The following is a 12,385-nucleotide window of genomic DNA, read 5'->3' on the forward strand; positions in this document are numbered from 1 at the left end:
CTAAGGATTAGACTGGTTGTAGAGGAAAACTCCTAGACTGTTCATGGAAGAGGTATATTGGGGATTACAGTGCGGACTAAGTGGTAATCCAGTTCTACTTATGGTGACGTAGTGGTGATAGAATTAAAGGGAAACCGCTGTTATGGCGACATACAGTTTCTTTCAGGGAAATCCTGCTGGACCTTAAGCCGTAAGATTTACTCAATATACTACCACTTAATAGCTGATAGCATAATGCTATCAGCTTTTTACATGCTAATATAAAATGGAGGAAATAAGCATAGAATGAGTAAAAAAGATGAAATTAATATTTCAGATAAATATAATTTAAAATGGACTATCATGGTGACCTTTTGGACTTTTATCATGGCTATGGTTTTTAGTGTAATTACAGAGGGTTTGGTAAAAAATATTGATATATTTCTAGCATTTATTATTTTAATTGTAATAATATTAATTGGTATTTTTTTTGATATTATAGGTATTGCTGTAACAACTGGTAAAGAAAAACCTTTCCATGCCATGGCCGCTAATAAAGTAGAAGAAGCTAGATATGCAATAATATTAGTTAGAAATGCAGGACAAGTTTCCAATTTCTGTAATGATGTCATAGGCGATATTAGTGGAATAGTTAGTGGAGCAGTAGGAACTACAATAATTTATAAATTGATAAGCATATACCATATTAAAAATGGTATGTTATTGAGTATAATTATAACTTCTCTAGTAGCTTCATTAACAGTAGGAGGCAAAGCTTACGGTAAATCTGTAGCCATATTATACTCTGAAAAAATAATTTTAAAAACTGCAAAAGTTTTCAATTTTATTAAAAAAAGGCTAGGAATAGACTTGTTGCCTGAAAAGAAAAAGAAAAACAATAAAGCTAATAAACAAAATAATAGATTAGATTAATAATCAAGGGGGATTATATGGAGAAAAAAAGAGCTGATATATTATTGTTTGAAAAGGGAATGGTAAGTTCTAGGGAAAAGGCAAGAAGAATTATTATGGAGGGTGTTGTTTTTGTTGGTAATAGAAGGGTAGACAAACCAGGAGAAAAGGTTAATATAGACAGTGATATTACAATCAAAGAAAATCCTATCCATTATGTTAGTAGAGGAGGATTAAAACTAGAAAAAGCAATAGAAATTTTTAATATAGATTTAGAAGGTAAAATTGCAATAGATATCGGAGCATCTACTGGTGGATTTACTGATTGTATGCTAAAAAATGGAGTAAAAAAAGTATATGCTATTGATGTAGGATATGGTCAACTGGATTGGAATCTTAGAAATGATTCTAGGGTTATTGTAAAAGAACGCACTAATATTAGATATGTAACAAAAGATGATATTGGAGAATTAGTGGATTTTATTTCTATTGATGTATCTTTTATATCTCTAAAATTAGTTCTTCCCGTAGCAAAAGAACTATTGACACCAAACGGTTGTATAATGGCATTGATAAAGCCTCAATTTGAAGCAGGAAAAAATAAAGTAGGTAAAAAGGGCCTTGTTAAAGATAAAATGGTTCATAAAGAAGTTATTGAAAATATGGTTGAGTTTTGCAATACTATTCAAATGGATATTGTGGATTTAGGCTTTTCACCTATTACAGGTAGTACAGGAAATATTGAGTTTTTGTCTTATATACTAAAATCTAATGATAATAATATAGTAAATGAAGAAAAAATATTGAAAACCATAGAAAGTGCTCATAATAGTTTATATCATTAAAAGGGAGGAAAAGATGAAAAAATACATTAGGCAGGGTATTATATTGGATTTAATTGAGAATTATGAAATAGAAACACAAAAAGAGTTAGCTGCCCATTTATGTGAAAAAGGTATTAAAATAACACAAGCTACTATATCTAGAGATATTAATGAGTTAAGGCTAGTAAAAGTACTAACTTCAAATAAAAAATATAAATATGCCACTATAGATAGCCAATCTGAAGGAATAAATGAACGGTTATCCAGAATTTTTAGAAGTTCAGTGCTAAGTATTGAAAAAGCAGAAAATATTATTGTTGTGAAAACTTTACCTGGTGCAGCCTATATTTGTGCTACAACAGTGGACAATCTTGATATTGAGGGAGTAAAGGGAACTATAGCTGGATATGACACTATTTTTGTAGCTATAGAAAACATGAATATTATGTATTCAATATTAGAAGATTTGAAAAATTTACTCAAATAATCTGGGGGTATTAATATGATAGTTGAGTTAAATATTAGTAACTTTGCTATTATAGATGATTTAAAAATTAGTTTCACTGAGGGATTTAATGTTCTAACTGGTGAAACAGGGGCTGGTAAGTCTATAATCGTAGAAGGGATTAGTATGATTTTAGGTCAAAGAGCTAGTAGAGATTTAGTTAGAACAGGAAGAGAAAAAGCAATATTAGAAGGAATATTTTATATTGAAAATCCAGGAAAAGTAAATAAAATATTGGAAAGCTATGGTATTGATATAGATTCATCTAATTATTTAATAATTTCGCGAGAAATACATACCAATGGTCGAAGTGTATCAAGAGTTAATGGACGAATTGTTACATTGACTATGCTAAATAGCATAACATCTAATTTAGTTGATATTCATGGGCAACATGAACATCAATCATTATTGAATGTTGAAAACCATATTAAATTAATAGATATATTTGGAGATGTTGAGCTTAAAACTTTACTTGATAATGTTGAAAAAAAGTACGAAAAATTATTAGAGGAAGAAAAAAAACTGAAAGAATTGTCATTAGATACTATTGAAAGAGACCGGGAGATGGATTTACTTAAGTATCAACTAGATGAAATAGATAGTGCAAATCTTTTAAAATATGATGAAGTTCAAATAGTGAAAGAATATAACAAAATTGCCAATATCAAGGAAATTGGATATGGCTTAGGAGAAATAATGGATATTGTAGGTAATGATGATTACAATAGTGTTTCCATAATTAATAATGTGAACAGGTGTATTTCAAAGATGAAGGATATAAAAAATTATGATAATGTTTTAGAGGAGTACAATAATCTTTTGGAATCTATTAGTTTTGAATTGCAGGATTTATATAGAAATATTATGGATTATATACAAAATATAGAAATAGATGAGGAAAGGTTGAAGTTTTTAGAAGATAGAATTGATACAATAAATGGATTAAAAAGAAAGTATGGGAATACCGTTGACGAGATATTAAAATATAGGGATACAATTGAAAAAAGATTTCAAAAGCTTTTGAATAATGAGGAGGAAATAGAAAAGACTAAAAATCATATAGAAACAATTAAAAACGAATTAGTAGCTTATTGTACTAAATTAACAAAAGTAAGAAAAAAATTAAGTAAAAACATAGAAACTTTGATTACAAAAGAATTAATAGATTTGAATATGAATAATGTAGTTTTTAATATAAATTTTGAGAAATTAGATTATTTTACTAGAAAAGGATGGGATAGAATTGAATTCTTAATTTCAACAAATAAAGGAGAAGATTTAAAGCCATTATCTAAGATAATATCTGGTGGTGAAATGTCTAGAATAATGCTTGCCTTTAAACGAATACTTGCAGATTATGATAATATACCATCTTTGATTTTTGATGAAATAGATACAGGTATTAGTGGAAGAACTGCACAAATAGTAGGGGAAAAAATCAAAATGATATCTAAAAATCATCAAGTTATTTGTATTTCTCATTTACCACAAATTGCAGCTTTAGCAGATACTCATTTTGTGATTTACAAAGATACAGTTAAAGATAAAACTAGCACCATTGTTAGGAAGCTAAAGGATGAAGAAAGGATAGATGAGTTGTCAAGACTGTTAGGAGGTGTTGATTTAACAGATACTACAAAGCTTCATGCAAAAGAAATGTTGGAGATGTCAAAAAAATTAAATACCAATAAATAGAAAACCACTATAGAAATGTTATTTAATAGATAAAGGCTCCTTATTAATTTATTATTGGGAGTCTTTTTTTATTTTTTGATTTTTTCCAATATGTAATTTACCTGACATAATAAATAAAATTTTTTAAGAATAAATAAGATGAAAAAAGGCTAAATTATATTTACGTTAAAAATTATTTTAGGAGGTGAATATGAAAGAGGGAAATTTAGGGGAGTGATTGTACTTTGGATAGTTATAAAGAATATAGAAAGATATTTACTTTATTGATTTTAGTATTAACTTTTTTTTATATAACCCAAATGATGAATATATTATATTATCCTGCTGAAATAAAAATTGCAAAAGGAGAAAATAAAAGTATAGATGTATTGTTTCCCTTTTCTCTAAGTGCATTGCATGATGAAGATACAATAGTACAATCCACTTATAATCAAAATTCTACAAAAGGATTTAAAAAGAGTTATAAAATAGATGGCATAGAAGCTGGAGAGGCTAAATTCCAGTTAAAACTGTTAGGTATAATACCTGTTAAAAAACTAGATGTTAACGTCGTTAATAGACAGTTGTTGGTCCCAGGAGGTAATGCATTAGGAGTTAGATTAAATACTAAGGGTGTTTTGGTTGTAGCAGTTACAGATGTCCTTGGAGTAGATGGTAAAAGATATAATCCAGCTAAAGAAGCTGGAATAAAAACCGGTGATAGTATTTTAAAAATAAATGATATAAGAATAAAGGACGCAGAACATGTAATAGAATTATTAAACCAGATACAAGATAAAAAGATTAAGATTGTAGTAGAAAGAAATAAAATTAATTTTGAGACAGAAGTAAAACCTATAAAGAGTATGCAGGATAACTGTTATAGATTAGGTATATGGGTAAGGGATAAAACCGCTGGTATAGGGACTTTAACCTTTTATGACGAAAATAGTAAAACTTTTGGAGCATTAGGACATGGGATAACAGATATTGATACTGGAAATCTATTAAACGTGGAATATGGGAAAATAACCAACGCAAAAATTGCTAATATTGAACAAGGGAAAAGAGGAAGTCCTGGGGAAATAAGGGGAATTTTTTATGAAACAGAAAATATATTAGGAGAGATAACTAAAAACACTCCTTATGGAATATTTGGGATAATTGCAGATGAATTTCTTAAATCTAATAAATCAAAAGCTATACCAATTGGATTTAAAGAAGAAGTAAAAGAAGGGAAAGCTCATATATTAACAACAATAAACAACAATAGGATAGAAAGATTTGAAATTGAAATAATAAAAACTCAATTACAGCAATATCCAAATCAAAAAAGTATGACTGTTAAAATAACAGATAAAAGATTACTACAAAAAACTGGTGGAATTGTTCAAGGTATGAGTGGAAGTCCAATAATTCAAAATGGTAAGTTAATAGGTGCAATAACCCATGTATTTGTAAATGACCCTGCGAAAGGATATGGAATATATATTGAATGGATGTTAGAGCAGGTAATATCGGATAATCAAATAAACAAAAAATATGCTAATAATTTCAATTGATAGGCTAAGGCCTATCTTTTTTTATACAAAATTAAAAAAAATAAACAAATTTCATAAAATAGAAGGAAACAAGAATTGTTTGTCGAATAGATAAATATGCCAATAAATAGTAAACAGGGGGTATTTTAATTGGAAAAAAGAAGAATATTGATTGTAGATGACAATCGGGAATTTTGCGAAATTTTAAGTAAATTTTTATCTATGGAAGGGGAATTTGAGGTAATTGGGATAGCAAAAGATGGGTTAGAAGCTTTAGATAAGATTGTAGAGTTGAAGCCAGATATTTTGATATTGGATATTATTATGCCACATTTGGATGGATTAGGAGTTTTGGAGGCAATTCATAATCTGAATTTAGAAAAAATCCCAAAAATTGTAGTTTTATCAGCAGTAGGACAAGACCAAATTACACAAAAAGCAATTGAATTAGGTGCTAATTATTATGTTGTAAAACCTTTTGATTTTAAAGTATTTAATAAAAGGCTTAAGCAAATCTCAGGAGAGGATAGTAAAAAACAAACTTCAACTAAAAATGACTATATACAGATTCCAAAGGCAACAAGTTCATCAAATATGGATTCAGGTATAAGCTTAGAAGCAAGGATTACAAACATAATTCATGAAATAGGAGTACCTGCTCATATTAAAGGTTATATATATTTACGTGAAGCTATAGCTATGGTAATATTTGATATGGAACTGTTAGGTGCGGTGACCAAAGAATTATATCCTAATATTGCAAAAAAGTATAAGACCACACCAAGTAGGGTAGAAAGGGCTATAAGACATGCTATTGAAGTGGCTTGGACTAGAGGGAAGGTAGATACTATTGATAAAATATTTGGTTATACTGTAAACAATAATAAAGGGAAACCTACCAACTCAGAATTTATTGCCATGGTGGCGGATAAACTAAGGCTTGAGATGGAAATGATGGAAGGAAATATGTAAACATTAACCCCACAAATGAACTATAAATTTGTGGGGTTAAATATCTTTTTTCACAAGGGATAATATTATGATATAATAAATCCGATAGCTACATATTAGAATATAAATAGTTGGGAATACTATAAAGATGGGATAAGTTGGAGGATTAATATGTATATTAAAGGAATAGTGAAAAAAGATAGAAAAACAAAAAAATTAGTAAATAGATTAAAATTTGGCGAAATTGCATTAATTGATCATAAAGATTTAGATGAAGTAGCTGCTCTTTCATTAGCTGAGAAAAAAGTCCAATGTGTGATTAATATTAATAAAACTATAAGTGGTAGATATCCAAATCAAGGACCATCTATTTTATCTGAAGCTAATATACCCATATTTGAGGCAAAAGAGGATATATTTAATCTAATAGATGAAGGAGATATATTAGAAATTATAGAAAATAATATCGTACAAAAAGAAAAAATAATTGGAGAATGTCAGCTGTTAGACAAATCTAAAATTGAAGAACTACTAAATATCGGATATGATAATATTGAAAAAGAATTAGAAGGTTTTATTGAAAACACTCTAGAGTATGCTAAAAAAGAAAAAGGATTGGTTACTGGAAAAATTCCTATTCCTAAGACAAGGACACAGATAAAAGGCAAACATGTACTTGTAGTAGTAAGAGGTAGGGATTATAAAATGGATTTAGAGGCCATAAAATCCTACATAGATGAAGTTAAACCAATATTAATTGGAGTAGATGGAGGAGGAGATGCTCTTTTAGATTCTGGATATGTTCCTCATATAGTAGTAGGAGATATGGATAGTGTATCTGATAAATGCTTAGGATTAGCAAAAGAAATTATAGTCCATGCTTACCCTGATGGTAGGGCACCTGGTTTAAAAAGGGTTGAAGATTTAGGATTAGAAGCTGGGATTTTTCCAGCACCTGGGACCAGTGAAGACATTGCCTTTTTACTTGCTCACCATAATGAGGCTGATTTAATTGTAGCAGTAGGCACTCATACCAATATGATTGATTTTTTAGAAAAGGGTAGAAGTGGAATGTCTAGTACTTTTTTAGTAAGGTTAAAGGTGGGTTCTATTTTAGTTGATGCTAAAGGTGTAAATAAGTTATATCATAGTGCATTTAAACTAAAATATGTTGTAGGAATTACAATAGCAGCATTAATCCCAATATTGGTGATAACTTTCATGCACCCCCTATTAAGAGACTTGTTGCTTCTATTAAAAATCAGAATTAGAATGATGTTAGGATTATAGAGGAGGAATATTTATGATACCAAATATGAAATTCTATGTAATATCTATTGTTGCAATTTTTGCTGCTCTGGGGATTGGGATATACATTGGTTTTACTCTTGATGCGCAAAATTTTATTGCTGAACAAAAAGAAGATATTGCAGCTAAGATAGAAGAAAGATTTGATTTTTTAACCAATGAAAATCAGCAATTAAAATCATCATTAAAAGAGATGGAACTAAAAAATGACAAATATAAATATTTCATCGATTCAACTTATGAGGAAATAGTTAGAAAAAAATTGGATGGTCTAAATGTAGCGATTATTGAAACCAAATCTGATTATATGTATTCAGGAATTGGGCAAATTTTGGAGGTGGCAGGTGCAAATGTAATCAATGTAACAACTATTGCTGATAAGATTACTAACAAAGAATTATTAAAAGAGATATACAGTGAATTGGAAATAGAAATATCAGAAAATAATTTAATATCTAATTGTCTTATGGAATTAACTACATCTGTAATCAATGGAGAAGAAACCGAATTGATATCAATGCTAATGAAAAAAGATTTTATTGACGTTGTAGGCCTTATTAATCAACCTGTTGACTATATAATACTAGCTGGAGGTGGTAATAAAGAGGATCAGGCTAGATTGACTTTAGTAGATAAAGTAATAATAGATACGACGAAAGCTTTAGAAAAATCAATCATAGGTGTTGAAAAAGAAAGTACTATTTTTTCATATATGGAAGACTACAAAAATTTTAGAATTAGTACTGTTGACAATGTAAACACAAATATAGGGAAGGTATCTCTTGTTTTAGCCATGGAAGGTAGACCAGGTCATTATGGTGTAAAACCAACAGCAGAAGAGTTAACTCCTAAATCAAATTTGCCAATGTTAGAATATTCTAAGGAGAGATAGTATGAATAAGAGACGGTTAATCATAGTGGTACCTGTATATAATGAAGCTGATAAAATTGTTGATACAATAATAGGATTAAAGACTATAGAATTAATTGATGAAATAGTAATTGTAAATGATGGTTCTACAGACAATACTGCTGAAGTAATAGAAAAGTTAGATGTATCAATAATTACACTTCCTGAAAATAGAGGTAAAGGTTATGCAATGAGAAAGGCAATAGAAGAGAAAAATTATGATTATATTGGGTTTGTTGATGGGGATTTAGGGCAAACGAGTGTAGAAGTTGAAAAACTAATATACCCTGTAATATCGAATGAAGTGGATTTTACAATAGCTAAGTTTTCAAAAGCTTCTGTAGAAACTAGTATTAAGGGTGGATTTGGCCTAGTAAAGGCGTTAGCTAAAAAAGGAGTTTATTTTTATACTAAAAAGGAAATCAATACTTCCCTTTCTGGTCAAAGGATATATAAAAAGGAGATTATGGAATCTATGGAATATATTCCTAACCGCTATGGCATTGAGGTAGCTATGACTATACAAGCTTTAGAGAATGGTTATACTTTTAAGGAAATACCAGTTAATATGACTCATAGATATACCGATAGATCACTGAAAGGGTTTAAACATAGGGGAAAGCAATTTTTAGACATACTTAAAACTTTAATCGTTATGTTTTTTAGAAGGTGAAATTGAATGGGATTTATAAATATACTTAGCATTTTTATAAGCATAGTACTATCCTATATTGGTATTCCTATGATTTATAATATGCTGTTAAAAAACAATTCAGTTAGTCCAAATTATAAAGGTGAAAATATTCCTATTCCTATGGGTTTATCCTTTGTATTGGTACAGATAATTAGTGTTTCTATTATTTTGTTAATAACAGGAGATAATATTGATTATATTATTTTTTATTTATTTTCTTTAACATTAATGGGATTGGCAGGATTATTAGATGATCTAATTGGAGATAAAAATGTTAAAGGTTTTAAAGGGCATATAAAATCTTTCATTGGAGGAGAACTTACTACAGGAGGAATAAAAGCTGGAGTTGGATTTTTTATTGCATTAATTATTTCAATAATATTAAGTGAAAATTTTTTTGCAATTTTTGTAAATACTTTAATAATTTCTTTGTTTACAAATTTAATTAACTTATTTGATTTAAGACCAGGTCGCTCTATTAAAGTATTTATAATTATTTCAATAATAATGTTAGTAACTAGTGTTGTTAAGGAGTATAATTTTATACTATATTCCTTTTATGGTATCTTGGTTGTATATTTTCCCTTAGATTTAAAAGCAAAATCTATGATGGGGGATGTAGGCTCAAATGTAATAGGCATTACTTTAGGTGTATATTGTGCTTATACACATAATTTGATTATTAAGATTATATATCTAGTTTTGCTAATAACAATACATGTACTAGCTGAAAAGTTATCCTTTTCAAATATAATTGAAAACAATAAAATATTAAAATTTATAGACGACTTAGGCCGATAGGAGGGATTAAACTGTTAAGCTACAGAAAAGCCACAGTAATAGAAATAGAAGAAGTGTATCAGCATGTATCTTGGGTTAAGGTTAACTTGGATAATACAACTGCAAAGGCAATTAACTATGATGATTTGACGGGCATCATTAGAGTAGGAGATATTGTTATAGTCAACACTACTGCTGTTGAATTATCTCTAGGAACTGGAGGAACCCATTTTGTAATATTTAATTTTAGCAATCAGTCTAAAAACCTTGAAGGCAAAGGACATATTATGAAGTTAAGATATACTCCCCATCAAATAAGATGTTTAGCAGCTGAGGAAGAAGATAGCGAATATCATGATGTATTTAATAATTTCAAATCGTTAGACAATCATAGGGTTGTTATTGGTACATTACATAGTATGTTGGCCCCAATTGTTGCCATGTTAAAATGGCTTGATAATAGTATTAAAATTAATTATTTAATGACAGATGGTGGTTCTTTACCAATACATTTTAGCAAGACTGTTAGGGAACTATTAAATAAGAAATTAATAAATAAAACCATTACTATAGGCCATGCTTTTGGTGGCGATTTAGAGTGTACCAATATTTATACAGGCTTGATAGCTGCTAAAAAGATTTTAAAAGGGGATGTGACCATTGTAACAATGGGTCCTGGAATAGTTGGAACGGGTACTAAATATGGATTTAGTGGAATAGAACAAGGACAAATTATTGATGCAGTTAATACTTTGGGAGGGGAAGCTATTATAGTACCAAGAATTAGTTTTAAAGATTCAAGAAAAAGACATTTTGGAATAAGTCATCATACTAGGACTGTATTGTCGGAAATTGCCAAGACTACAGGAAAAGTAATTATACCAATATTAGATGAAGATAAAAATAGTCTATTAAAAAACCAAATTGAAAGGCTTAACTATCACAATAAGTACGAAATTATTTATTATGATGGAAATGGAATTCAAGAAGCTATGGATTACTATAATTTAAAGATTACAACTATGGGGAGAGGTTATGAAGAAGATAAAGAATTTTTTAAAACTTTAGGTGCAGTAGCATCTTATATTGTTAAAGGGTTAAAATAGGGGAGGAATGGTTTTTTATGAGTTATGAAGAGAAGACTATGAAATCTGACAAAATTTATGAAGGAAAAATAGTCAATTTAAGAATAGACACTGTTGAATTACCGGATAAGAAATATTCAAAAAGAGAAATTGTTGAGCATCCAGGTTCTGTTGGAATAGTACCTATTACAGAGGATGGTTCTATAATATTGGTAGAGCAATTTAGAAAACCTGTTGAAAAACCTCTTTTAGAAATACCAGCAGGAAAAATTGAAATAAATGAAGAGCCTAAAGAAACAGCCTATAGAGAATTAATTGAAGAGACAGGGTATATTGCCAACAATATGGAATATATCTTTGAGTTCTATACTTCGCCTGGATTTTCTACTGAAAAGATATATTTATTTTTGGCTACTGGGTTACAACCTGGAGAGAAGAATCCGGATGAAAATGAATATATAGAAATTAAAAAAATTAAGATTGATAATCTAATTAAGATGATAAATAGAGGGGAAATAAATGATAGTAAAACAATAATTAGCATATTTTTTGCAGAAAAGTATATTAATCGTAAAAGATAAGGTAGTGATAATATCCTCCTTTAAAGCATATTATTTCATATAGGCTTGTATCAATTGAAGGGAGGATTTTCATTGCCTAATAATATTAAAAGATGGTTATTCAAACAATTTCAGGATAATTTTATAATTTATTTTCTAATAATTATTCTTTTTGCTATAGGAATAATAATTGGCTCCATTACAATAAAAGTATTAGATTTTAATCAAAAAAATGATATAATGATATTTTTAAATTCTTTTTTTCAAGCTATTGATAGTAATAAATTCACCAGTATTTCCATACTGAAACAATCAATAATTGATAATTTTAAAACTGTTGGAGTAATATGGATATCGGGTATGATATATATAGGCATTCCTATTATTCCAATTACCATTATGTTTAGAGGTTTTGCCCTAGGATTTACAGTTGGCTTTCTTGTTAATGAATATGGAATACAAGGATTTTTGTTCTCCATATTAGGGATTTTGCCTCAAAATTTATTTATTATTCCAGGCATAGTTTCTATTGCTTCAATAGGAATAGCATTTTCGATTAACTGCATAAAAAGAAAAAAAATTAGGGCTAGGCATATCAATTTATTTGGAAAAATAGTAGATTATACTATATTAATATTCATATTTTCTATTATTATATT

The 12,385-nt window shown here is 28.8% G+C and carries 13 protein-coding genes; all 13 read left to right on the plus strand.

Annotated features, from left to right (window positions below; all coding sequences use genetic code 11):
* Positions 1-285 precede the first annotated feature (285 nt).
* Positions 286-912: a hypothetical protein gene (locus tag C3E90_RS08330; RefSeq protein WP_236915177.1), complete on the plus strand. Its 627-nt coding sequence runs from the start codon at positions 286-288 to the stop codon at positions 910-912.
* A 17-nt stretch (positions 913-929) separates the two neighbouring features.
* Entirely contained in the window at positions 930-1,736 is an 807-nt protein-coding gene (locus C3E90_RS08335) for a TlyA family RNA methyltransferase (protein ID WP_236915178.1), read from the plus strand.
* A gap of 13 nt (positions 1,737-1,749) precedes the next feature.
* The gene (gene argR, locus C3E90_RS08340) at positions 1,750-2,202 is read left to right on the plus strand and encodes an arginine repressor (protein ID WP_236915179.1); all 453 of its coding nucleotides are present in this window, start codon (positions 1,750-1,752) and stop codon (positions 2,200-2,202) included.
* A 15-nt stretch (positions 2,203-2,217) separates the two neighbouring features.
* Positions 2,218-3,918: a DNA repair protein RecN gene (gene recN / locus C3E90_RS08345; protein WP_236915180.1), complete on the plus strand. Its 1,701-nt coding sequence runs from the start codon at positions 2,218-2,220 to the stop codon at positions 3,916-3,918.
* 224 nt (positions 3,919-4,142) lie between these two features.
* Complete coding sequence (spoIVB, locus tag C3E90_RS08350) at positions 4,143-5,459, plus strand: SpoIVB peptidase (RefSeq protein ID WP_236915181.1); 1,317 nt, start codon at positions 4,143-4,145, stop codon at positions 5,457-5,459.
* A 129-nt stretch (positions 5,460-5,588) separates the two neighbouring features.
* Positions 5,589-6,410, plus strand: coding sequence for a sporulation transcription factor Spo0A (spo0A, locus tag C3E90_RS08355; protein ID WP_236915182.1), 822 nt, complete (start codon positions 5,589-5,591; stop codon positions 6,408-6,410).
* A 150-nt stretch (positions 6,411-6,560) separates the two neighbouring features.
* Positions 6,561-7,679 carry a putative cytokinetic ring protein SteA gene (steA, locus tag C3E90_RS08360; protein WP_236915183.1) on the plus strand — a complete coding sequence of 373 codons (1,119 nt, stop codon included), beginning with the start codon at positions 6,561-6,563 and terminating at the stop codon, positions 7,677-7,679.
* A gap of 13 nt (positions 7,680-7,692) precedes the next feature.
* Positions 7,693-8,589, plus strand: a complete 897-nt coding sequence (locus C3E90_RS08365) for a copper transporter (RefSeq protein ID WP_236915184.1) — start codon at positions 7,693-7,695, stop codon at positions 8,587-8,589.
* A gap of 1 nt (position 8,590) precedes the next feature.
* On the plus strand, positions 8,591-9,280 hold the full coding sequence (locus tag C3E90_RS08370) for a glycosyltransferase family 2 protein (protein ID WP_236915185.1): 690 nt from the start codon (positions 8,591-8,593) through the stop codon (positions 9,278-9,280).
* A 6-nt stretch (positions 9,281-9,286) separates the two neighbouring features.
* The gene (locus C3E90_RS08375) at positions 9,287-10,102 is read left to right on the plus strand and encodes a glycosyltransferase (protein WP_236915186.1); all 816 of its coding nucleotides are present in this window, start codon (positions 9,287-9,289) and stop codon (positions 10,100-10,102) included.
* A gap of 86 nt (positions 10,103-10,188) precedes the next feature.
* A complete protein-coding gene (locus C3E90_RS08380; protein ID WP_236915187.1) occupies positions 10,189-11,187 on the plus strand; it encodes a DUF3866 family protein in 999 nt (332 codons plus the stop codon).
* 17 nt (positions 11,188-11,204) lie between these two features.
* Positions 11,205-11,747 carry an NUDIX hydrolase gene (locus C3E90_RS08385; protein ID WP_236915188.1) on the plus strand — a complete coding sequence of 181 codons (543 nt, stop codon included), beginning with the start codon at positions 11,205-11,207 and terminating at the stop codon, positions 11,745-11,747.
* A gap of 72 nt (positions 11,748-11,819) precedes the next feature.
* The coding region (gene spoIIM / locus C3E90_RS08390; RefSeq protein WP_236915189.1) for a stage II sporulation protein M at positions 11,820-12,385 on the plus strand (566 nt) is incomplete at its 3' end.

This window comes from Clostridium sp. Cult2 (assembly GCF_021655075.1).
Lineage (GTDB): Bacteria > Bacillota > Clostridia > Tissierellales > Tepidimicrobiaceae > Schnuerera.

Excerpts from the sequence above, each read along its gene's own strand:
- C3E90_RS08375 (WP_236915186.1), top strand. The coding sequence starts at position 9,287 with ATGGGATTTATAAATATACTTAGCATTTTTATAAGCATAGTACTATCC.
- recN (WP_236915180.1), top strand. The coding sequence starts at position 2,218 with ATGATAGTTGAGTTAAATATTAGTAACTTTGCTATTATAGATGATTTA.
- steA (WP_236915183.1), top strand. The coding sequence starts at position 6,561 with ATGTATATTAAAGGAATAGTGAAAAAAGATAGAAAAACAAAAAAATTA.
- C3E90_RS08365 (WP_236915184.1), top strand. The coding sequence starts at position 7,693 with ATGATACCAAATATGAAATTCTATGTAATATCTATTGTTGCAATTTTT.
- C3E90_RS08370 (WP_236915185.1), top strand. The coding sequence starts at position 8,591 with ATGAATAAGAGACGGTTAATCATAGTGGTACCTGTATATAATGAAGCT.
- argR (WP_236915179.1), top strand. The coding sequence starts at position 1,750 with ATGAAAAAATACATTAGGCAGGGTATTATATTGGATTTAATTGAGAAT.
- C3E90_RS08385 (WP_236915188.1), top strand. The coding sequence starts at position 11,205 with ATGAGTTATGAAGAGAAGACTATGAAATCTGACAAAATTTATGAAGGA.
- C3E90_RS08335 (WP_236915178.1), top strand. The coding sequence starts at position 930 with ATGGAGAAAAAAAGAGCTGATATATTATTGTTTGAAAAGGGAATGGTA.
- C3E90_RS08330 (WP_236915177.1), top strand. The coding sequence starts at position 286 with ATGAGTAAAAAAGATGAAATTAATATTTCAGATAAATATAATTTAAAA.